This window comes from Alloyangia pacifica, from assembly GCF_900116195.1.
Taxonomy (GTDB): domain Bacteria; phylum Pseudomonadota; class Alphaproteobacteria; order Rhodobacterales; family Rhodobacteraceae; genus Salipiger; species Salipiger pacificus.
The window spans coordinates 248,055-270,004 of record NZ_FOZW01000008.1 but is presented as its reverse complement, the minus strand read 5'-3'; the positions used below and the strand labels follow the sequence as shown (position 1 = coordinate 270,004).

Here is a 21,950-nt window from a genome sequence, read left to right as displayed (position 1 = left end):
TGATGAGCAAACCCTACAAGAAAATCCTGATCACCGGCGCCGCGGGGCGCCTTGGCTCCGAACTGCGGCGCGGCCTCGCGCCGCTGGCCGACACGCTGGTGCTGGCCGACCGCGTGGCCTGCGAGAACCTTCAGCCCAACGAGACCGCGCTGGTCTTCGACCTTGCCGACGAGGCCGCCACCATGGCCGCGACAGAGGGCTGCGACGCCATCGTGCACATGGGCGGCGCACCGCTCGAGCGGCCCTGGGAAGAGATCCTCGACAGCAATATCCGCGGCTCCTACCACATCTACGAGGGCGCGCGGAAACATGGCGTCAAGCGCGTGGTCTATGCCTCTTCTGTCCACGCCATAGGTTATCACGGCATCAACGACGGCATTGACGCCGATGCCAAGCCCCGGCCCGACAGCCTCTACGGCGTGTCGAAATGCTTCGTGGAATCGCTCGCGAGCCTCTACTGGGACAAGTTCGGCATCGAGAGCGCCTGCATCCGCATCTTCTCGTCCTTCCCCGAGCCCGCCGATCGCCGGATGCTCTGGTCCTGGCTGTCCTTCGACGACTGCATCCGCCTCGTCACCGCCTGCCTGACCACGCCGCATCTCGGCAACACCATCACCGTCGGCATGTCCGACAACAAGGTAAAGCCGGTCAACATGTCCAATTCGGGTTTCCTCGGCTACCAGCCGCAGGACAGCTCCGAGCCCTATCGCGAGGCGATGGAGGCCAAGACCGACGCCGCCGACCCCAAAGACCCGGCCACCCACCGCATCGGCGGCTGGTTCGTCAATCTCGGCCACCCCAACGACGAGGCAGCGGAATGAAGCAGCACTACGACGTGGTCATCGTCGGCGGCGCCGTCATCGGCTCGGCCGTCGCCTACTACCTGACCGCCAACCCCGACTTCACCGGCTCGGTGCTGGTGATCGAGAAGGACCCGACCTACGTGAAGGCCTCGACCTCGCTGTCGTCCTCGTCGATCCGCACGCAGTTCTCGAATCCGATCAACGTGAAGATCAGCCAGTATGGCTCGGAGGTCATCCGCAACTTCGGTGAGATGATGGAAGTGGACGGCGACAAGCCGGACCTCAACTTCCATTCCGGCGGCTACCTCTTCTTGGCAAACACCCCCGAGCAGGTGCAGATCCTGAAGGACAACCACGACGCGCAGATCTCCTGCGGCGCGGATGTCGTTCTTTGGAACCGCGACGAGCTGGCCGACGCCTTCCCGCACCTGCGCGTGGATGACATCGAGTTGGCCTCCTACGGGCGTTCGGGCGAGGGCTGGTTCAACAACACCGGCCTGATGTACGGCTTCCGCAACAAGGCGCGGGCGCAGGGCGCGGACTTCGTGACCGACGAGGTTGTCGAGATCACCCGTGACGGGGCCCGGGTCACCTCGGTCACGCTGGCCTCGGGGGCTGTCATCGGAGCCGGCACCGTGGTCAACGCCTCCGGCCCACGCGCGGCAAAGACCGCGCGGATGGCGGGTCTCGACATCCCGGTGGAGCCGCGCAAGCGCACGCTTTTCGTCTTCGACTGCGCCAAGACGCCCGAGGGCAGCGCCGCGGTCAACCAGGGTCGCCTGCCCTTGATGATCGACCCCACCGGGGTCTTCTGCCGCCCCGAGGGCAAGTTCTTCCTCACCGGCTGCCCGCCCGTGGACGATCCCGCCGTGGACTGGGATGATTTCGACCCGCGCTACGACGAGTTCGAAGAGATCATCTGGCCGGCTCTCGCAGAGCGGTCGCAGTCCTTTGAAGCGATCAAGGTTGTGAACCAATGGGCAGGGCACTATGCCTTCAACACGCTTGACCACAACCTGGTCGTCGGTGCCCACCCCGAGGTCGGCAACTTCATATTTGCCAACGGTTTTTCCGGCCATGGCCTGCAGCAGGGTCCGGCGACGGGACGCGGCGTTTCGGAGTTGATCATCTACGGCGGTTTCCGCACTCTCGATCTCGGCGAGGTCGGCTTCGAGCGCATCGTGGCAGGTCGGCCGTTCCTCGAGCGGGCGGTCATCTGACGGACGGAGACATAAACATGGGACAGGCGTATTCGGCAGGCTCCGAAGGATGAGCACGAGATCGGTGCGCCTGCCCCCGTTGAATTCGCTGCGGGTGTTCTCCTCGGTGATGAAGCACGGCAGCTTCCGCGCCGCTGCCGACGAGCTTCTGGTGACCCCGCAAGCGGTCAGCCAGCAGATCAAGCTGCTCGAGGACATGCTCCAGGTCGAGCTGTTCCAGCGCAAGGGCCGGGTGATCGAGCCGACGGAACAGGCGATCCTCTTCTCCCACTTCGTACGGGCGGGTTTCGACGAATTCATCGAAGGCGTGCGGCGCGTCACCAACGCGACCTATCGCAACCGCATCAACATCAACGTCAGCCCCTATTTTGCCACCCGCTACCTGATGGCGCGGCTCGAGCACTTCCGCGAGCGCATGCCCGGCGCGGACCTGCGGCTGACCACGATGATCGAACTGCCCGATTTTGCCGCTGACGAGGTCGATGCCTCGATCCAGTGGGGGTTCGGCCGCTGGAAGGACTTCGACGTCACGCTGCTGGTGCATGATCCCAAGATCATCTGCTGCGCACCGGAACTGGCGGAGACGGTCAAGACACCGGCAGATCTGGTTAACCACACGCTTCTGCACCCTGTCCTTGCGCGTTCGCACTGGCAGCGCGTGCTGTCGCATCTCGGAATCCCCTCGCGCGAAGCGGCGGGCGAGATCGAGTTCCAGGATGCTGCCACCATGCGGCGCGGCACGATCTCGGGTCTCGGCATCGGTCTCGTCTCGCGCATCGACGCGCTCTCTGATCTTGACGCGGGCAAGTTGGTGGCTCCGCTCGGGCTCGACATACTGGCCGACATGCCCGAGGCCGACATCCCCGGCTTCTATCTGGTTCTGCCCAAGGCACACCGGCGGGTGAAGACGATCGCCGCGTTCTGCGACTGGATCACCTCGGAAGATTGGGCGGCGCTGCTTGATGCCGAGTGACCTGCAAGCTCTGCTTGCCGGTAGCGTACCCCCGTGTGCCCTCGCGGCTACCCACGTTCAAGGATGGCCGCCGGATTGCCCAAGCAAAACTTGTCGATCTTCGGTCTTTCTTGATTTTGAGACTCCCGTCGCTGCGGCAAGCTCCGTCTATTAAAAGGGGAAAGGGTGCCATGAAGAGGGCATTGGTCACGGGAGCGACCAGCGGCGTGGGCCGCGCATTGGTCGAAACTTTGCGCAACGAGGGCTACCTCGTGCATGCACTGGGGCGCAACAAGGCCGCGCTCGACGAGCTCGGTCGGCTCGACAACGTCATGCCGCTTGGTGTCGACCTTGCGGACACCGGCGCGGTTGCCGAGGCCCTCGCGGGGGTCGAGGTCGACGTGCTGATCAACAACGCCGGGCTGATGCCGCCGCCGGGGCCCTTCCAGGACATCGACCCTGCCGAGATCGCAAAGGCGGTCAGCGTCAACGTCACTGCCCAGCTCGCGCTCACCCGCCTCGTGGTACCCGGAATGTGCAAGCGCGGCAGCGGGCACGTCTTCTTCACCGGCTCGATCTCGGGGCATGCGCCCTATGCCAACATGGCGGTCTACTGCGCCACCAAGGCGGCGGTCGGCGGCTTTGCTCAGGCGCTGCGGCTCGACCTCGCCGACTATGGCGTGCGCGTCACCGAGATCGTCGCCGGGCGGATCGAGACGGCGCTCTACACGGACGTGCTGAGCGCCGAGGCCCGGGCCGGCATGTACCGCCCGGGCACGACGCTTCAACCCGAAGACGTCGCGCGCATGACCATGGCCGTGCTGGCGATGCCGGAGCATGTCGACGTGTCGCGCTTCGACATTCTTCCCGCCCGCATCACCCCTGCCAAGGAGGCAAACACATGAAGGGACTTTCCGTGGTCATCGTCGGAGGCGGCGCCGGTCTCGGCGCGCTGATCGGCGAAATGGCCGTGGCCGAGGGCGCCGCGGCGCTCGGGATCATCGACATCAACGCCGAGGCCGCAGAAGCGGCGCTTGCCCCGGCACGCAGCAAGGGACTGCCCTGCGTCTCCGCCACCGCCGACATCCGCAACGGGCCGGACGCCCACGCGGCCTTCGAGGCGGTCGCGGCCCAGCTCGGCCGCGTCGACACGCTGGTCAACTCCGCCGCGATCTTCCCGCGCAAGCCACTGCTCGAGATCACCGATGCCGATTGGGACGCGTCTAACGCGGTCAACGTGAAGGGCACCTACCACATGATGGTCGCCGCCGTGCGCCACATGCAGGCGCAGGAGCGCAAGGACGAGGTGCGCGGGCGGATCGTCAACATCACCTCCGTCGATGCCTTCAAGGCGCATCCGCAGAACGCCCACTACGCCGCGACCAAGGCCGCGGTGGTCAGCCTGACCCGCAGCTTCGCACATGAGGTCGCCCCCGAGGGCATCCTGGTGAACTCCGTCGCGCCCGCCGGCATGGCCACAGAGAAGGCCAAGCAGCTCGGCTTCTTGGGCGAACTGGCCAAGGCCAGCCCGCTCGGCCGGGGTGGCACCCCGCGCGAGATCGCCGAGTGGGTGCTGATGACCGGCGGTCCGAAGAACACCTACATGACCGGTGAAAACGTCATCGTCTCCGGCGGCTACATCTACGCCTGAGGCCGACAGGCGCCAGGGCGGCACCGCCCGGCGCTCCCCCGCGGAGCGATCCGCACGCAGAACGCCAACAAAGCAAGACAGGGAACTTCAAGAATGACATCCATTCTCAAAACCGCCGTTCTGGCGGGCGGCTTCGTGTTGTCTGCCGTCAGCGCACAGGCTGCCTCGGAAACGCTCAAGACCGTGCAGGAACGCGGCGCGCTCAATTGCCCGGGCCACACCGGCTCGTACCTCGGCTTCGCGGAAGTCGACGACAAGGGCAACTGGAAAGGGCTCGACGTCGACCTCTGCCGCGCCGTCGCCACCGCCATCTTCGGCGACCCCTCCGCGCTCAAGATCATCCCGCTCAGCTGGGCACAGCGCTGGCCGTCGCTGCAGTCGGGTGACGTGGATATCATCATCAAGGCCTCGGGCGGCACGCTGTCGCGCGACACCGAACTGGGCCTGCAGTTCTCGAATTCCTACTACCTCGGCACCACCAAGGTGATGGCGCACAAGGAACTGGGACTCACCAGCCTCGCGGACGCCGACGGCGGCACCATCTGCATTCCCGCCGGCGCCAGCCAGGAGCGCCAGGTGGCCTCCTATGCCGAGCGCCTCGGCATCACCCTCGAAACCGTGGCCATCGAGAAGACCGAAGAGCTCGAAGACGCCTATTTCTCCGGTCGTTGCGATCTCTACGCGCAATGGGGTCCGGTGCTGGCGATCGCCCGCTCGGTTTCCGAGAACCCCGACGAGCACGTGCTGCTGGATGACGTGCTGGCAGTGGAGCCCGAGGTGATGATCGTGCGTCAGGGTGACGACGAGTGGCTCGACATCGCCAACTGGACCCTCTCGGTGCTGCTCTTTGCCGAGCAGGAAGGCGTCACCTCGGAGAACGTCGACGAGATGAAGGCCAACCCTCCGTCGAACGAGGTCGCCAAGATGCTGGGCGCGACGCCGGGCATGGGCACGCCGCTCGGGCTGCCCGACGACTGGGCCTACAACGTGATCAAGAAGGTCGGCAACTACTCGGAGATCTTCGAGCGCAGCCTCGGTCAGGACTCGCCCTACAAGATGCCGCGCGAGCTGACCGCGCTGTGGAACCAAGGCGGCGTGCTCTTCCCCTTCGTGATCGACTGACACATCCCCCCCTGCCCCCGTCCCTCGGGACGGGGGCCCTTTTTTTCTGCGTGAGGAGAGATCTCGATGGCGCTCTTGCAGCATCAGAAATCCCGGAACGCGCTGCTTCAGATCCTCTACGTGGGCGTCCTCCTCGCCCTCGTCGTGACGGCGGCGCTGACGGCGCGACACAATCTGCAGGCGCAGGGGATCCTGTCGGGCTGGAATTTCCTGTGGAAGTCCACCGGCTGGGACATGACCTTCTCGCTGCTGCCGACCTCTTCCTCTGACCCCTACTGGTGGGTCCTGCTGATGGGCGTGCTCAACACGCTGTTTCTCGGGATCATCGGGCTGACCTTTGCGACATTGGTCGGCGGGCTCGTCGGCCTTGCGCGCGTCTCGGACAACAAGGCCGCGCGGCTTCTCGGCACCATCTACCTCGAGATCTTCCGGAATATTCCGCTCATCGTGCAGGTGTTCTTCTGGTACGCGCTCGCCAACCGCCTGCCCTCGCCGCGGCAGGCCATCGAGGCCGGCGGCGCGCTGCTGAGCAACCGCGGCATCTACCTGCCCGGCCTCAACATCGCAGGCTGGAGCGTGGCTGCGGGCTTTCTGACGCTGGCGCTCGGCCTGACATTGCTGCTCTGGCTCGCGCTCGCCCGGCGTTTCCGCCGCGTGCCCCCCGTGCTGCGCCGCCGCCGGGGCCTGGCCGTGATGCTGGTCACGCTTGTCACGCTCGCCGCGATCTTCTTCCTCGGACACACACCCGGCACACCGCTGCTGACCCTGCCCGAGCTGAAGGGCCTCAACATCCGTGGCGGCTACCGGATCCAGCCCGAGGTCTATGCGCTCGCCTTCGCCATAGCGATCTACGGCGGTGCCTATATCGGCGAGATCGTACGCGGCGGCTTCATCGCTGTCGGCACCGGCCAGACCGAGGCCGCCAAGGCGCTCGGGCTCAGTGAATGGCAGAGTTTCACCCGCATCCGCCTGCCGCTGGCCATCCGCGCCATGCTGCCGATCCTGACCAACCAGTACGTCTGGCTCATCAAGGCGACCACGCTGGGCATCGTCGTGGGCTTTGCCGATTTCTTCATGGTCGTCGCCTCGGCGATCACCCACTCGGGGCAGACGCTCGAGCTGATCGGCATCCTGATGGCGGGCTTCCTCATCATCAACTTCTCGCTCGCCGCGGTGATGAACCGGATCAACCGCGCCATCGCCCTCAAGGGCCACCAGAACCGGAGCTGAGCATGACCGCCATCGACACCGGACCCGTTCCCCTCCGCGCGACTCCTCTTGGGCGCATCCGCAAGGATTACTTCTCCTCGCCGCTTTCGACGGCCGTCAGCCTGCTGTGCTTCGGTCTGCTCCTGTGGATCGGCTGGGTGCTGCTGGACTGGGGCGTGCTGCGCGCGACCTTTTCCGCCGAGGCCCGCCAAGCCGAATGCCGGGCCGCGGGCGGCGCCTGCTGGTCGGTCATCGCCAATCGCTGGCGGCTGATCCTCTTCGGCCTCTATCCCTACGAGGAACAATGGCGCTCGGCGCTGGCCTGCATCGCGGTGATCGCCACCATGGTCCTGAGCTGCATTCCGTTTCTCTGGACCGGCAAGCGCATCGCCTCGGTCTGGGCGCTGGGGTTTGCGACCTTCTACCTGCTGATGAAGGGCGGCCTGCTCGGTCTGCCGCTGGTCCGTGAGGAGCAATGGGGCGGGCTGGCCCTGACGTTGTTCATCTTCACCGCCACGGCGATCATCGGCATGCCGCTGGCCATCGCCTTCGCCCTGCTGCGAAACTCGACCCTGCCCTGGATCGCCAGGACAACGGGTGCGGTGATCGACGCGGTGCGCTCGCTGCCGCTGATCTCGATCCTCTTCACCTGCGCCATCGTGCTGCCCTTCGTGCTGCCGGACTTCGTGCTGCAGGAAAAGCTCTACCGGGTGATCGCCGGCTCGGCGCTGTTCTTCGCTGCCTACCAGGCCGAAATCATCCGCGGCGGCATGCAGGGTGTCGCCAAAGGCCAGGACGAGGCCGCCATGTCGCTGGGCATTCCCTACCGCCACCGGGTTGCGCGCATCCTGCTGCCGCAGGCCTTCCGCAACGCGCTGCCCGCCACGATCAACCAATTCGTCATCACCTTCATGGAGACCTCGCTGGTGGTCGTCGTCGGCTTCTTCGAGCTGCTGTCCTCGGCAAACGCCGCCTTCGGGACCAGCGAGTGGACCTTCGCCTTCGTCGAGGTCTACGTCTTCGTCGCCTTCCTCTACTTCATCTTTGTCTTCGGCCTCAGCCGCTATGGCGCCTTCCTCGAGCGGCGCATGGCGACCGGCCAGCGATAGGAGTCCGCAATGACCGTTCCCGCCATCTCCATCCGCGGCCTGCAGAAGTACTACGGCACCTACCACGCGCTTCGCAGCATCGACCTGACGGTCAGGCGCGGCGAGCGCATCGTGGTCTGCGGCCCCTCGGGCTCGGGCAAGTCCACGATGATCCGCTGCATCAACCGCCTCGAAGAGCACGACGGCGGCACGATCAACGTGCTCGGCACCGAGCTCGACGACAATATCGGCAACATCGACGAAATCCGCCGCGAGGTCGGCATGGTGTTCCAGCACTTCAACCTCTTCCCGCACATGACCGTGCTGGAGAACTGCACGCTGGCCCCCATGCTGGTGCGCAAGACACCGCTGGCCGAGGCCGAGGCTATGGCGATGAAATACCTCGAAAAGGTCCGCATCCCAGATCAGGCCGACAAGTACCCGGGCCAGCTCTCGGGCGGGCAGCAGCAGCGCGTGGCGATCGCTCGATCGCTGTGCATGAAACCCGAGATTCTGCTCTTCGACGAGCCGACATCGGCGCTCGACCCCGAGATGATTTCCGAGGTTCTGGACGTGATGACCTCGCTCGCCTCAGAAGGAATGACGATGATCTGCGTGACCCACGAGATGGGCTTTGCACGCAAGGTCGCCGACCGGGTGATCTTCATGGACCGCGGCGAGATCGTCGAGGAAGGCAGCCCCGAGGACTTCTTCACCGCGCCCAAGACCGACCGCGGCGCGCAATTCCTGTCACAGGTGCTCGGGCACTGACCTCCCTCCCCCCTGCCCACACAGGAAGGGCGGCTCCCGGATGCGGGAGCCGCCCTTTTCTCTCTGATCGGAGCCTCAGCCCAGGCGGTCGGCAATCAGGCCCAGCGGGTGGCGCAACGCTTCGCCGCCCAGTCGCTCGACCTGACAACGGCAGGAAAAGCCCGTGGCCACGGCCTCCTCGGCCATTGCCAATGGCTCCGCCCAAGACATGTCGAAAAGCTTGCGCGACATCGGCTGATGCCGGTCCTTGTGGCCGAACATGCCCGCCATGCCGCAACAGCCCGTCGCGGGCGTGTCGATCTGCAGACCAAGCGCGTCGAAGACTTCCTGCCAGTCCTTGCGTGCGGAGGGCGCCGCGGTGCTTTCGGTGCAATGGGTGAAGAGGCTCAGCGGCCCGCCCGGAACCTGCGGCAAGGCGACCCCGGCGCGGACCTCGGCGGCAAGAAATTCCTGCGGCAGCAGGACCTCCGGAACCTTCAGACCGGCCTTGCGATAGTCCTGCCGCAGCGCCATGACGAAAGCCGGGTCGAGGCCGATCATTGGCGTCCCGATCTCGGCTGCGCGCCCGAGCGCCCCGGCCAACCGCTCCGCCATCCCGCGGAACGCGGCGCGGTCGCCGAGGTCGCCCGCAACCTTGCCGGAGGGCAACATCTGCACAAAGCGCGGCGCGTATCCCAGAGCCGTGAGGCCCCGGTAGACGTCAAGCTGCGCCTGTTCATCATAGAGCGCCGAGAACCAGTCCATCCAGACCAGCACCGCGCGCGCCGGAACATGCCCGCGCGACAGCGCCTCCGGCGAAATGCGCGCCTCCCGCGGCAGGGGGCGGGCGATGCGCTCCGGCAGGTCGCTCACCCCGAGCAGCCGTTCGGTGAGCGCCCGGGCAAGCGGCCAGGCCGGGCGCAGCAGCGGGGCGGCACGCAGCAACCAGGGGCTCAGACGCTCTGCCAGCAGCATGGCGCGGTCGGTGAGCGGCCGCGACCTGCGCGCGTAGATGTCGGCGTAGAAGGCCGCGCGCATCGCCGGAATGTCCACCTGCACCGGGCAGGTCGAGGCGCAGGCCTTGCAGCCGAGGCAGGTGTCGAGCGTGGCCAGAAGGTCGTTGTCCTCGACCGTCACCTGCCCGCTGCGCCGCCCCTCATGCCAGGCGCGCAGCGCATCGGCGCGGCCCTTGGGAGACTGGCGCAAATCCTGCGTCGCCTTGAACGACGGACACATGGGCGTGGTCGCGGCATAGCTCAGGCATTGCGCGTTGCCATTGCAGCGGAAAGCCTTTTCCAGCGCGTCGCCCGCGGGCGCGTTGAACGGCCGGAACGGCGTCGTGGCGATGCCCATGACCGGCGTATCCGTCGCCACCAGCTTGCCGGGGTTGAAGCGGCCGGCAGGATCGAAGGCGGCCTTCACCCCTTGCAGCGCCGCATAGGCTTCCGGGCCAATCCAGCCCTCGAGATAGGCGCCGCGCACGCCCTTGCCGTGCTCGCCCCAGAAGATGCCGCCGTGCCGGTTCACCAGAGCGAAAATCTCGTCCGAAACCTGCACCAGCCGCGCGCGATCCGCCTCGGCGTCGATGTCCAGCGCGGGGCGGATATGCAGGCAGCCGACATCGACATGCCCGTAGATGCCGAAACTGAGCCCGTGCCGGGTGAGGATGTCGAGAAAGCCGTCGAGGAAGGCGGGCAGCGCCTCGGGCGGGACCACGCAATCCTCGACGAAGGCAACGGGCCGCGCGCGGCCCTCGACCTTGCCCAGCAACCCGACCCCGGCGGAGCGGATTGCCCAAAGCTCTCGGATCTCCTCTGTACCCGAGGCGACATGCACCGCGCGACTGCCCGAAAGGCCCCGCAGCCGGATCTCGCAGGCGGCGATGCGGGCGTCGAGTTCTTCGGCATCGTCGCCGTTGAACTCGACAAAGGCATATGCGACGGCCTCGCCGCCTGAGGGGCGCAGGCTCTCGGGCAGTCGTTCGAGCAGGCCAGCCCCTTCGGCAAGCGCCTGCACCCGCTCGTCCATCACCTCGATGGCCGTGGGATCATCCTGCAGCAGCGGCATCGCGGCGGCCAGCGAGTCGCGGAAACTGGCAAACCCCGCGACCACGAGGCGCTTTTCCCTGGGCAGTGGCCGCAGCTTCACCCGGAGGCGGGTGATCGGCCCGAGCGTGCCTTCGGAGCCGGGGAAAAGGCGCCACCACTCGAAGCCGCCCTCCTCGGGGCAGGCGCGCTCGAGATCGTAGCCAGTGAAGCGCCTGTTGAGCTTCGGCGTATGGGCGACGAAGGCCGCGCGACCGGCCCGCGCCGCGCGTGCGGCGGCCTCCATCATCGGCACCGCCCAATCGGGCGTGGCTGCGAGACTCGACACCAGCCCCTGCCCCCGCGCGATCTCGACGCCCATGAGATTGTCCGAGGTCTTGCCGTAGATCCGCGAGCCCTTGCCGGAGGCGTCGGTCGAGACCATGCCCCCCACCGCGCAGCGGGTCGAGGTCGAGGTCTCCGGCGCAAAGAACACGCCGCGCGGCCGCAACTGCGCATTGAGATCGTCCAGCACGATGCCCGGCTCGACATCCGCCCATCTGCCTTCGGCATCGACCTCCAGCAGTCGGTGCATATGACGCCGCATGTCGAGGATGACGCCGCGGTTGAGGCTCTGCCCGTTGGTGCCGGTGCCGCCGCCGCGGGCCGTCAACGGCACATGCGCGAACTCCGGGCGCTCCAACACGGCCATGCAGGTGACCACGTCGTCGCCATCGCGCGGGGCGACCACCAGGTCCGGCAAGATGCGGTAAACCGAGTTGTCGGTCGACATCGCCGCCCGCAGCGCGCTGTCACGCGTCACCTCGCCGCGGAACCCGGCGCGCTGCAACGCCTGCGGGAGCTTGCCTATCGCGTCGGTAAGGCTTCGGTCTATGTCGGTCATTCGGGTCTCCTGTGTCGCCGCATATTGACCGGGACCGCCGGTTCTTTAAAATTGAAAGTTATGAAGCTTGATTCAGAAAATACGAACTTCAACCTTCGGCACCTCCGCGCCATCCATGCGATATGGTCCGAGGGCAGCTTTGCCCGGGCGGCAGCGCGGCTCGGCGTGGTGCCCTCGGCCCTAACAGAGACCGTGCGCCAGATCGAGGAAATCGCCGGTGGTGCACTCTTCGACCGGCGCAGCCGTCCGCCGGAGCCGACACCTCTGGGGCTCGAGTTCCTCAGGGAGACAGCGCCCCTTCTCGATGCGCTCGATCTCTCGCTCTCCCGTCTGCGCGATCACGCGCGGGGACTCCGCGGCGCCCTGCGGGTCGGGGCCACACCCTCGGCAATCACGCCGCTCGTCGCCCCCGCCATCGCTGCCTTCCGCGCCGCCCACCCAGAGGTGATCCTCACCTTGCATGACGATGTCGCCGAGACCCTCGCCGACATGGTTGCAGACGGCAGGCTCGATCTTGCCATTGCCGGTCGTGCCCGCGGGTCGCCCGATCTGGTACAGACCGAGATCGCCGCCGACCCCTTCGGCCTCGCCTGCGCGATCGATCACCCGCTGGCACAAACCTCGGCACCGGTGCGCCTTGCGGACATCGATCCGCAGCAGCTCATTCACCTCGGCACCGAGACTGGCTCTTCGCGGCTGCTCGCAGCCCATGCGGCTCTGCCGGACTCGCTGAAAGCCGGCCCGCTGCGCAGCCATTCGACGATCGCCCAGCTCTGCCTCGTGCGCGCCGGTATCGGCGTCGCTCTGCTGCCGCGCAATGCCGGCTTGCTGTTCAACGACCCGGGAATCGCCTTCGTGCCGGTCGCCGACCTCTCGCTTGAGCGCAAGCTCTACCTGCTGACGCCGGCGCGCCGCGCGGTGAGCCCGGCCTCGGAGCGCTTTGTCGCGCAGTTCCGCGACATCACCTCCAGCGCACCGAGATCAACGTGAGCGGAGCGCTCCTCGTGCGCCCGGTTGGTCCCGAAGTTGCGGAGGTTGCGCGTTGAGCACCCGTAGGCGTGTGCCTGCGCGCCGAGACACCCTGCGTCCAGTGCAGCGGGCGGTCGCGGCGCGCCTCCCCTGTCCGGTAGCGCGGCGGCCGGTAGCGCGGCGACCCTCGCACCGACGTCCCCTTCGAGCGCGAAATTCGCCTTTCTCGGTCTGGACTTGTGGACCACAGCTATTCACATTCAGCGATGTCCTCAGGCGGCCGGACTGTGGCCGCCATCGGTGTCCCGCTCCCTGCAGCCGTGTCGGTTCAATCGGCAACCAAGAGAAGAGAAGATCCCAATGGCACACCCTCCGCATCCGGTGACAACCATGCTCGACACCATCGGCTCCACGCCGGTCACCCAGCTCAATCACATCGTGCCCGAGGGCGCGGGCAAGGTGTTCGTCAAGCTGGAGTATTTCAACCCGACAGGCTCCTACAAGGACCGGATGGCCAAGACGATGATCTCCGAGGCCGAGCGTCGGGGCACGCTGAAACCGGGCATGACCGTCGTCGAGGCGAGCGGCGGCAGCACAGGGTCGTCTCTGGCCTTTGTCTGTGCGGTGCGCGGCTACAAGTTCCACGTCGTTTCCTCCAATGCCTTCGCGCAGGAAAAGCTGCGCACCATCGCCGCCTTCGGGGCCGAGGTCGAACTGATCCACAGCCCCTCCGGCAAGATCACGGCGGACCTGATCCCGAGCATGATCGCGCGCGCCCGGGACCTGGGCGCGCAGGACGGGTGGCTCTACACGGATCAGTTCGACAACGAGGATTCCTTGGCGGGATACGAAACCCTCGGACAGGAACTGGTCGAACAATTCCCGGACGGGATCACCGCGTTCTGCGGCGCCGCCGGCATCGGCGGTATGCTGATCGGTGCGGCGAAGGCCCTGAAGGCCGCCGATCCGGCGACGCGCATCGTGCTGCTGGAGCCAGAGTCCTCGCCCACGATCACGCAGGGCAAGCCTGGCACCCACCATGTCGAAGGCATCGGCATCGGCTTCGTGCCGCCGCTGCTCGAGACGCACAGGGTCTATGACGAGGCGCGTGGCATCTCCGAGAGCGAGGCCCGGGCGATGTGCCGGCGTCTGGCCAGCGAAGAGGGGATCTTCGCCGGCACTTCGACGGGGATCAACGTGGTGGCCGCCATCGCGCTTGCACAGGAACTGGGCCCGGATGCGACGGTGGTCACCGTGGCCTGCGACAGCGGTCTGAAATACACCAATGGCACGCTGTACAACCAGGCTCCGGACTAGGACAGAAGCAGCGCGACCGCCGCACAGACCCGCTCGACGTCGCCATCGCGCGGCCCGGCCAGGTGATGCGCCGGGAGACGACCATGTAGAATGCGCGGTCTTCGCGAAGCAGGGCGACCTGTTCACCGGTCAGTTCAAGATTGGAGAACATGCCGTTCTGCGCCGCGATGAAGCCGAGCCCCGGGCTCTGCGCGGCGACGGCCCGCCGGATCGACCGGAACCGGCGGGTCATCTCGGCCATCTCTTCACGCCACATCTGCTCCAGCTCCGGCGTCTTGAGAACAAGACCACCGCGGCAGCACCATGGCCCGGCGGCATCGCCCACATCGAGTTGGTCACGACGCCCATGTTTGATTTCGCGGCCGCGGCGACAGCCGCATTCTTGCCGACGGCGAACAGGGTCGCGGCGCGTTCGTGGTAGAGGCCGTAATTCCTGCCCCCGGCCCTGGTAGGCGAAGTCCACGAGCGGAAAGAGCCGCTTTCGCGCGATGTCGAGCAGGCGCGCGGCGACCCGCAACGCGCCGATCCGACGCGAATTCCGAGTTCAACGCCAAGAGTGAACCTTCGGGCTGCTGAACCACTTTCTCCAGCATCTCCACCTGCACCTGCTGAGCGCGCAGATGACCCGGTTTTGCCCCCGCTCTCGAGCCCCTGAGGAGCAACCCTGCGGTGCCCGTCCCGGGTTTGGCATGGCGGCATCGGCGGCCTTTCACCTACGACCAGGGACCGGGCCCCGGCGGCCTCACCACGCCACGGCAGAGAGCTCTGCGGCCAGTTCGGCACTTGCTGCCGCGATGATCCGGCCCTGCCGCAGCGTCGGCGCGTATCCCGGCTCTCCCTCGATGACCACGCAACCTCCGGCCTCCTCGAGAACCAGGACGCCGGCCGCGTGGTCCCAGGGGTTGAGCGAGCCATTCACCGAGAAGTCCGCCTGCCCCATCGCCAGCATCCGGTATTCATGGCAGGAGCAGCGCAGGGAGCGGGCGCTCCGCACGGCGGCGAAGGCGCGGAGGATATCTGCCCGCCGCGCACCTCCGTAGAGATCGAGGGGCAGCGTGCCTTCCGCCTCGTGCACCGCGATGGCGGCACGGACGGAGAGCCGCCGCTGCACGCCCCGCGCCGTCGCGTGGACGGCCCCGCCGCCGCGATGCGCCATGACCCAATCGTCCAGCACCGGATCGTAAAGCAGGCCGAACACCGTCTGCCCCCGCCGCGTGACGGCGAGGATCACCCCGAAGACCGCCACGCCGCGCGCGAAATTGAAGGTGCCGTCCACCGGGTCGATGATTACGCAGGTCTCCGCGCCCGCGATGGACTCGAGCCGCGCGGGGTCTTCGGCCACCGCTTCTTCGCCGACCACAGTGCAGCCGGGAAAAATCTCCCGCGCTCCCTCGGTGAGCGCGGCCTCGGCCTCGCGGTCGGCGATGGTCACGAGATCCGTGGGGTCGGTCTTCGCCTCCACCTCGGCAGGTCCGAGAGTGCGGAACCGGGGCAGGATCACCTCCTTCCCCACCTTGCGGACCAGTGCGACCAGCGCCTCGGCCTCCGCTTCGGTCACAGGGTTGGTCGCAACGTCGGTCTCCGGCTCGATCTGGGTGGTCATCGCATGCTCTCCTACAGGTGCCGCAGCGGTTCGAAATGGTGCATGTGCTCGAAGTTGCAAAGCTCGATGCGGCCCAGACGAATGTCCTGGAGGCGCGGGCCATGTTCGGCAAAGAGCGCCTCCGACAGCGCCACCACCTCGCGCGCTGCCCGCTCTTCGAGCCAGTGCAGGATGTAGGCCAGCGTGATGTGGAAAGTATAGGTCTCGTAGCCCGCCGGCTCGATGCCTGTCACCTCGCGCAGCGTCTCGCGGGTGTCGCGGAGCCCCTGCTCGTCGGGGCCGATGCCGTCGACGGTCATCGAATGCCCGGCAAACACCTCGAGTGCGCGAATGCGCCGGACCTGCGGCAGCGCGATGCCATCGAGCCTGTCCTTGAGCGCGCGGGTCACCTCGTTGCGCGTCGCGCCCTTGTCGACCCCCTCGGGCCAGTCGAAGCGGTTGGCGAAGGGACCGGAGATGCCCTGGAACACCGTCATGTGCAGCGACTCCGCCGGCAGGAAGGTGAAGCTGGCCGCATGCGGGCCGGCCTTCAACCCCGCTTGGATATCGACGAGGGCCGCGTGCGCGTCGCTCTCGGGGTCGATGTGGCAGATCATCGTGTTGCCGGGCCAGATCAGAAGCTGCCCCTCCGGCGTGAACTTGCCACCATTGCCGGGAGCGGAAATCCCCGGCGGAAACGGCAGCCCGGGATGGACGCGGCCAGTGAGGTGATCGAGCGGATCAGGACGGAACGTGGTCATGCTGTGCTTTCTTGGTCTGTGTCGCAGGCGTGGCCGAGGCCAGCGCCTTGCCAGTGAGAGGGTCGAAGAGATGAAGCTCGGCTGCAGGCAGAGCGACCCGCAGATCGGTGGGCAGCCCCCCGCGCTGGCCGAGCGCGGTGGCCATGCGCAGCGCGGTGCCGTCGGGCAGGCGCAGGGTCAGCACCGCGTGGGCGCCAAGCTCCTCGCGGTAGGTGATCTGCACCGGGAGGCCATCCGGCGCCGGCACCACCAGCTCGGGCCGGATGCCGAGGATCGCCGGGCCCCTGTGGGAATGGGCGGCGAGCGCGGTGCCATCCGCGAGCCTCAGCACACCGCCTTCGCCAGTGACGTCGACGAGGTTCATCGCCGGAGAGCCGATGAACCCCGCAACGAAGGTCGAGGCCGGGCGGTGATAGATCGCCTCGGGCGTGTCGAACTGCTCGATCCGGCCCTTGTTGAGCACCATGATGCGGTCGGCAAGGGTCATCGCCTCGACCTGGTCATGGGTGACGAAGACCGAGGTCGCGCCGATGCGGCGATGCAGTTCGGCGAGCTCCCGGCGCATGTCGTGGCGCAGCTTGGCATCGAGGTTCGAGAGCGGCTCGTCGTAGAGCAGCACCTGCGGCTCGCGCACCACCGCGCGGGCGATGGCGACGCGCTGCCGTTGCCCGCCCGACAGCTGGCCGGGGCGGCGATCCAGGTAGTCACCGAGCTCGACGACGCGCGCGGCCTCGGCCACTCGTGCGGCGCGCTCGGTCTTGTTCACCCCGGCCACCTTCAACGCGTAGCCGATGTTCTCGGCCACGGTCATGTGCGGGTAGAGCGCGTAGTTCTGGAACACCATGGCCAGCCGGCGGTTCTTCGGCTCTTCCTCCTGCACCTCGCGGCCCCCGATGGTGATGCGGCCGGCGCTCAGCCGCTCGAGCCCGGCGATACAGTTGAGCAGCGTGGACTTGCCGCAGCCCGAGGGGCCGAGGATGACGGTGAACTCGCCGCCCCGCAGCTCGGCGTCGAGGCCGGGGATCACCGGGGTCTCACCATAGGATTTGACCAGCCCGTGCAGGCCGATGGCGGCGGTAGAGCTTGTCTCGAGCATTGTCATTTCTCCGAGAGGGTCAGACCGCGCACGATGCGGCGCTGGAACAGCGCGATCAGGATCAGCGGCGGCAGGGTGACAAGGATGGCGCCGGTCATTTGCAGAGGGAAATCGGGGATGCGTTCACCGTCCTCCTGCAACCGGGTGAGCCCGACCACGGCCATGGTGCGGGCGGGCGAGGAGGCGGCCACCAGCGGCCACATGTATTGAATCCACGCGCTGATGAACATGTAGATGCCAAGCGCGGTAAGCGGCCCCTTCGACAGCGGCAGCAGGATGTCCCACAGGAAGCGCAGCGGGCCGACCCCATCGACGATGGCGGCACGCGCCAGCTGCGGCGGGATGGTCCGGAAGAACTGCACCAGGATCATCGTGCACGAGCCCTGCGCCATCAGCGGGATCGAGATGCCCGCGTAGGTATCCAGAAGGTTCCACTGCAGATCGAGCGGCCCGCCAAAGAGCGCGCCCCACCAGCCACCGAGATTGGCCACCACGTTGAGTGGCAGCGCGACATTGGCGGTGACCTGGTATGCGGTGATGATCATCAGCTCGAGCGGCAGCATGATCGAGGCCACCACCAGCGCGTAGACAAAGCCCCTGCCCCGCCCGGTGAAGAACACCACGGCATAGCTGGTGGTCACCGCCAGCGCGACCCGGCCCGTGGCGACGATGCCGCCCACGATGATCGAGTTGAGCGTCTGGCGCGGCAGGTCGGTGCGGGACCACACCTCGCGGAAGTTCTCGAGGAAATGGCTGCCGGGGATCAGCGAGAAGTTGTTGCGCAGGAAGTCCTCATAGCTCTGCGTCGCGGTGATCACCACGAAGGCCAGAGGGGTCAGCACGAACAGGAGGCCGGCGATGAGGATCGCACCCGCGACCCGGTCGATGGAGGAGGTGTTCTCGATCATCGGTCGTAGTTCACTTTGCGCTCGAGGAAGAAGTACTGAAAGCCGGTGATGCAGGCGACGAGCACCATGAGGATCACCGTCTGCGTGGCCGCGCCCGACAGGTCATAGGCTTTGAAGCCGTCAGAGTAGATCTTGTAGACCAAGAGGTTGGTGGAGCCGCCCGGCCCGCCTTGGGTCATCGTGTCAATAAGGCCGAAGCTGCCCGAAAGGCTGTCGGCGACTTCCAGCACGATCACCACGAAGAGCTGCGGCGTCAGCAGCGGCAACTGGATGTCCCAGAGCCGCCGCCAAGGCCCCGAGCCGTCCATCGCCCCGGCCTTGTGCAGCTCCTGCGGGATCGCCTGCAGCCCGGCCAGCAGGATGATGAAGGTGAAGGGGATGGCGTTCCACACATTGGTCACGAAGAGCATGATATAGGTGTGGGTGACATTGGTGCGCGGGTTCCAGAAGCCCGGCCAGATCTCGTTGAGCGGCGCGAGGATGCCGAGGAACGGGTTCAGGATGAACACGAAGATCACCCCGATCGAGGCCGAGGCCACGGCCTTGGGCCAGATGAACACGTTGCGCGCCAGCGGCGAGAGCTTCAGCGCCCGGTCGGCGGCCAGCGCGAGGATCAGCGCCGTAGTGATCGAGGTGCCCGAGGCGAGGATCATGTAGAGCAGCGTCGCGCCCGCAGAGGTCCAGAACTCGCCCGAGCCCAGCACCCGGCGGAAGTTCTCCAGCCCGACGAATTCCGAGCCGCCGCCAAAGGGCTGCTCGAGGTGGAAGGCCCAGAAGAAGGCCAGCGCGATCGGCAGGTAGAAGAACAGGAAGAGCACGATCAGCTGCGGCGCGCTCAGCCACCACGGCAGCCAGCGCGAGCGGAAGATTTCCTGTTTCATGGGTGGGCCTCTCGGCTTGGTAGGTCGGCGGGGTGGCCGGCCCCGCGAAGGGCCGGCCGCGTCTCAGGTACGGGACCGAGGGGTCAGGGGAGCTTGGTGCCCTTGTAGGTCTGCTCGAACCGGCGCAGCAGCTCGTTGCCGCGGGTCGCCGCGTTGTCGAGCGCCGCCTGCATGTCCTGCCCGCCGGTGAAGGCCTTCTGCGTCTCTTCCATGAAGATGTCGCGGAACTGAACGTAGAAACCGAGCCGCACGCCGCGGCTGTCCTCGGTGCCCGGCTGGTTGAGGCTCTCGACACCGGTGCTGGCGGTGGCGAACTGCGGATCGTCCGACAGGCCCGCTGCTTCCAGCGCGGCGAGGCCGCTGTTGGTTACCGGAACGTAGCCGGTGATGCGGGTCAGCTCGATCTGCTGCTCATCCCCGCGCAGGAAGTCGAGAAAGGCGGTTGCCGCCTCGTAGGCAGGGGCGTCATGGCCCTTCATCACCCAGAGCGAGGCGCCGCCGATCAGCGTGTTGTGGCGCTCATAGCCTTCGTACATAGGTGCCATGGCGATCTCGACCTTGTCGCCGAGTGCGGCGAAGGCCGCTCCGTAGGAGCCGGTCGAGCCTTCCATCATCGCGCATTCACCACTGTTGAAGGCGGTGGTGTACTTGCCCGCGGCGGTGTCGGCGTCGAGCTTCACGAGCCCTTCCTCGCGCCATGCGGCAAGGTTCTTGAGGTGCTCGGCGACCGGGCCGGTGTTGAAGGTGTACTCGGCGTCGAGCCCGCCATAGCCGTTGTTCTGGGTTGCAATCGGCAAGCCGTGACGGGCCGAGAATTGTTCGAGCACGCGCCACGGGTGGCCGTCGGTGGTGAAGGGGCAGTCGACGCCGGCCGCCTTCAGCGCACGGGCCGTCTCGATCACCCCTTCCCAGGTCTGCGGCAGCTCGCTGACGCCGGCTTTCTCCAGCAGTTCGCGGTTGCCATAGAAGATCAGCGTCGAGCCGTTATAGGGCTGCGAGAAGAGTTCGCCGGTGGATGTCTCGTAATAGGAGCGTGCACCGTTGATGTAGTCGCCCCAGTCGACATCGGGCGCGACCTCCTGGACCGGCTGAACCGCGCCCGACAGCATCAGGTCAAGCGTGCCCGCATCGAAGAACTGGATCAGCACCGGGTGCTGTTTCGAGCGGTAGGCGGCGATGGCCTTCTGCATGCCGGTTTCGTAGCTGCCCTGCCCCACGCAGGAGACGTGGTGCTCGGTCTGGCTCTCGTTGAAGGCGGCGCAGGCGGATTGGATCGCCTCTTCGCCGGTGCCGGTATTGCCGTACCAGAATTCGATGTCGGCGGCATATGCCACCGGCGCGGCGGCGGTGCCTGCCAGCAGCGCAAGCGCGGAAAGGGCGGATTTCTTCAGCATGTCGGGTCCTCGGAAGACAGGAGCAGGAGCGCCGGAATCGGCATGCTGGCGTGATAACACTTTAGGTGTGACAATGAGGTGACGTGCCTGAAACAGTATTAATTTGCTTGAATACAAGACATCTCACGTAGAATGTGACCACATGAGCGCCCAGTTCCGAACCTTCCCGACCGATCCTGTGGCGTTGCTGTCGCGGCGCTTTTGTCGCCATGGTTCCGCCATTGTCAGCCGCAACGAGCGCCAGATGCTCTCCGCGGTGTGGCAGGATCCCGAACAGACCCGCGCCTCGCTCACCGCCCGGATGGAGCTGACCCAGCAGTCGGTGCACCGGCTGCTTTCGACGCTCCACGAGGACGGGATGATCCTCTTCGGCCCGCTCGTCCCGCCGAAGCGCAAGGGCAAGCCCAGCCCGCGCCTGCTGCTGAACCCGCGTTTCGGCTGCGCGCTCGGGGTCTCCCTCGACACCGACCGCGTTGGCGTGGCTTGCATGGATTTTGCCGGCGGCCATGTCACGCGGCAGTTCTCCATCGCGGGCGACAGCGTCGAAGCCGTGCTGAACCGGATCGACGAGGCGTTCGACGCGTTGCTCGCACAGGCGCGCTTTCGCCGCGAGGACGCTGTCGGGGTGGGGTGTGCGATCGCCGGCTACCTGATGAAGAACGGTCGCTACAACCCGCCCGAGCCACTGAAGCACTGGTCCGAGGTCGATCTGGCCCGCCGCGTTTCGGAACGCTTCCGCCTGCCCTGCTGGACCGACAACAACGCCAATACCGCCGCGCTGTGCGAGGCGATGTTCGGGCTCGGGCGCAGCTACCGCAATCTCGTCTACCTGTCGTTCAACTATGGCTTCGGCGCCGGGATCATCAGCGAGGGCGACCTGCTGCACGGCGCATTTGGCAATGCCGGCGAGATCGGCATGATCTTCACCCCCGAAGAGGCCGAGAGCCGCCCCGCGCTCGGCCTGCTGCTGGCGCACCTGCGCCGGGCCGGACACGACGTGCGCAGCATCGAGGAAATCGGGGCCGCGATCGGCCGGGTGCCCGACGAAGTGGCGGTTTGGGCCGACAGGGTCGCGCCGCAGCTCAACCGGGTGATCAACGCGGTGACCGCGGTGGCCGATCCCGAATGCATCGTCTTCGGCGGCCAGATCCCGCGCCCGCTGGCACAGGCCTTCATCGACCGTGCCGAGTTCTTTGCCCGCCCGCGCCATGGCCATATCAACCCGTTGCCGGAGCTGGAGATCTCGACACTCGGGGGAGAGACCCCGGCGGTCGGCGCGGCCTGCCTGCCACTGCGGGCGCTGCTGTTCTGACGCCCCC

The 21,950-nt window shown here is 66.7% G+C and carries 19 protein-coding genes; 12 read left to right on the top strand and 7 right to left on the bottom strand.

The window, feature by feature from the left end:
• The first annotated feature begins 2 nt into the window (after nucleotides 1-2).
• From BM397_RS18010 to BM397_RS17970, 9 genes are all read left to right on the top strand, one after another.
• On the top strand, nucleotides 3-821 hold the full coding sequence (locus BM397_RS18010) for an NAD-dependent epimerase/dehydratase family protein (protein ID WP_092427451.1): 819 nt from the start codon (nucleotides 3-5) through the stop codon (nucleotides 819-821).
• The gene (locus BM397_RS18005) at nucleotides 818-2,023 is read left to right on the top strand and encodes an NAD(P)/FAD-dependent oxidoreductase (RefSeq protein ID WP_092427449.1); all 1,206 of its coding nucleotides are present in this window, start codon (nucleotides 818-820) and stop codon (nucleotides 2,021-2,023) included. Before BM397_RS18010 ends, BM397_RS18005 begins: the two co-directional genes overlap by 4 nt.
• A gap of 49 nt (nucleotides 2,024-2,072) precedes the next feature.
• Nucleotides 2,073-2,996 (top strand): LysR substrate-binding domain-containing protein, encoded by a 924-nt coding sequence (locus tag BM397_RS18000; RefSeq protein ID WP_092427447.1) that lies wholly within the window; start codon nucleotides 2,073-2,075, stop codon nucleotides 2,994-2,996.
• A gap of 170 nt (nucleotides 2,997-3,166) precedes the next feature.
• On the top strand, nucleotides 3,167-3,880 hold the full coding sequence (locus BM397_RS17995; RefSeq protein WP_092427445.1) for an SDR family oxidoreductase: 714 nt from the start codon (nucleotides 3,167-3,169) through the stop codon (nucleotides 3,878-3,880).
• Nucleotides 3,877-4,626: an SDR family NAD(P)-dependent oxidoreductase gene (locus tag BM397_RS17990; RefSeq protein ID WP_092427443.1), complete on the top strand. Its 750-nt coding sequence runs from the start codon at nucleotides 3,877-3,879 to the stop codon at nucleotides 4,624-4,626. The genes BM397_RS17995 and BM397_RS17990 overlap by 4 nt, the downstream gene beginning before the upstream one ends.
• A gap of 93 nt (nucleotides 4,627-4,719) precedes the next feature.
• A complete protein-coding gene (locus BM397_RS17985; RefSeq protein ID WP_092427441.1) occupies nucleotides 4,720-5,748 on the top strand; it encodes an amino acid ABC transporter substrate-binding protein in 1,029 nt (342 codons plus the stop codon).
• Between the two features lie 66 nt (nucleotides 5,749-5,814).
• Nucleotides 5,815-6,978 (top strand): ABC transporter permease subunit, encoded by a 1,164-nt coding sequence (locus tag BM397_RS17980; protein ID WP_092427439.1) that lies wholly within the window; start codon nucleotides 5,815-5,817, stop codon nucleotides 6,976-6,978.
• A 2-nt stretch (nucleotides 6,979-6,980) separates the two neighbouring features.
• Nucleotides 6,981-8,066: an amino acid ABC transporter permease gene (locus BM397_RS17975; RefSeq protein ID WP_092427437.1), complete on the top strand. Its 1,086-nt coding sequence runs from the start codon at nucleotides 6,981-6,983 to the stop codon at nucleotides 8,064-8,066.
• A gap of 9 nt (nucleotides 8,067-8,075) precedes the next feature.
• Nucleotides 8,076-8,816 (top strand): amino acid ABC transporter ATP-binding protein, encoded by a 741-nt coding sequence (locus BM397_RS17970; protein WP_092427435.1) that lies wholly within the window; start codon nucleotides 8,076-8,078, stop codon nucleotides 8,814-8,816.
• 75 nt (nucleotides 8,817-8,891) lie between these two features.
• On the opposite strand, the gene BM397_RS17965 is transcribed toward BM397_RS17970, so the two are convergent.
• Nucleotides 8,892-11,723, bottom strand: coding sequence for an FAD-binding and (Fe-S)-binding domain-containing protein (locus BM397_RS17965; RefSeq protein ID WP_092427433.1), 2,832 nt, complete (start codon nucleotides 11,721-11,723; stop codon nucleotides 8,892-8,894).
• Between the two features lie 60 nt (nucleotides 11,724-11,783).
• Here BM397_RS17965 and BM397_RS17960 point away from each other — a divergent pair, with 60 nt between their 5' ends.
• Both BM397_RS17960 and BM397_RS17955 read left to right on the top strand, forming a co-directional pair.
• A complete protein-coding gene (locus BM397_RS17960) occupies nucleotides 11,784-12,713 on the top strand; it encodes a LysR family transcriptional regulator (protein WP_092427431.1) in 930 nt (309 codons plus the stop codon).
• Between the two features lie 339 nt (nucleotides 12,714-13,052).
• Nucleotides 13,053-14,009 (top strand): PLP-dependent cysteine synthase family protein, encoded by a 957-nt coding sequence (locus BM397_RS17955; RefSeq protein WP_092427429.1) that lies wholly within the window; start codon nucleotides 13,053-13,055, stop codon nucleotides 14,007-14,009.
• Between the two features lie 742 nt (nucleotides 14,010-14,751).
• Here BM397_RS17955 and BM397_RS17950 read toward each other — a convergent pair.
• The 6 genes from BM397_RS17950 to BM397_RS17925 form a co-directional block, all read right to left on the bottom strand.
• Nucleotides 14,752-15,612 (bottom strand): inositol monophosphatase family protein, encoded by an 861-nt coding sequence (locus BM397_RS17950; protein WP_092427427.1) that lies wholly within the window; start codon nucleotides 15,610-15,612, stop codon nucleotides 14,752-14,754.
• A gap of 11 nt (nucleotides 15,613-15,623) precedes the next feature.
• Nucleotides 15,624-16,352: a DUF1868 domain-containing protein gene (locus BM397_RS17945; protein ID WP_092427425.1), complete on the bottom strand. Its 729-nt coding sequence runs from the start codon at nucleotides 16,350-16,352 to the stop codon at nucleotides 15,624-15,626.
• On the bottom strand, nucleotides 16,333-17,448 hold the full coding sequence (locus BM397_RS17940; protein ID WP_218124896.1) for an ABC transporter ATP-binding protein: 1,116 nt from the start codon (nucleotides 17,446-17,448) through the stop codon (nucleotides 16,333-16,335). The genes BM397_RS17945 and BM397_RS17940 overlap by 20 nt, the downstream gene beginning before the upstream one ends.
• Nucleotides 17,449-17,450: 2 nt before the next feature.
• Nucleotides 17,451-18,356 (bottom strand): carbohydrate ABC transporter permease, encoded by a 906-nt coding sequence (locus BM397_RS17935; protein WP_092427421.1) that lies wholly within the window; start codon nucleotides 18,354-18,356, stop codon nucleotides 17,451-17,453.
• Nucleotides 18,353-19,237: a carbohydrate ABC transporter permease gene (locus tag BM397_RS17930; protein ID WP_092427419.1), complete on the bottom strand. Its 885-nt coding sequence runs from the start codon at nucleotides 19,235-19,237 to the stop codon at nucleotides 18,353-18,355. Before BM397_RS17930 ends, BM397_RS17935 begins: the two co-directional genes overlap by 4 nt.
• Nucleotides 19,238-19,320: 83 nt before the next feature.
• A complete protein-coding gene (locus BM397_RS17925; RefSeq protein ID WP_218124895.1) occupies nucleotides 19,321-20,631 on the bottom strand; it encodes an extracellular solute-binding protein in 1,311 nt (436 codons plus the stop codon).
• 142 nt (nucleotides 20,632-20,773) lie between these two features.
• On the opposite strand from BM397_RS17925, the gene BM397_RS17920 reads away from it, so the two are divergent.
• Entirely contained in the window at nucleotides 20,774-21,943 is a 1,170-nt protein-coding gene (locus BM397_RS17920) for an ROK family transcriptional regulator (protein WP_092427417.1), read from the top strand.
• Nucleotides 21,944-21,950: the final 7 nt, after the last annotated feature.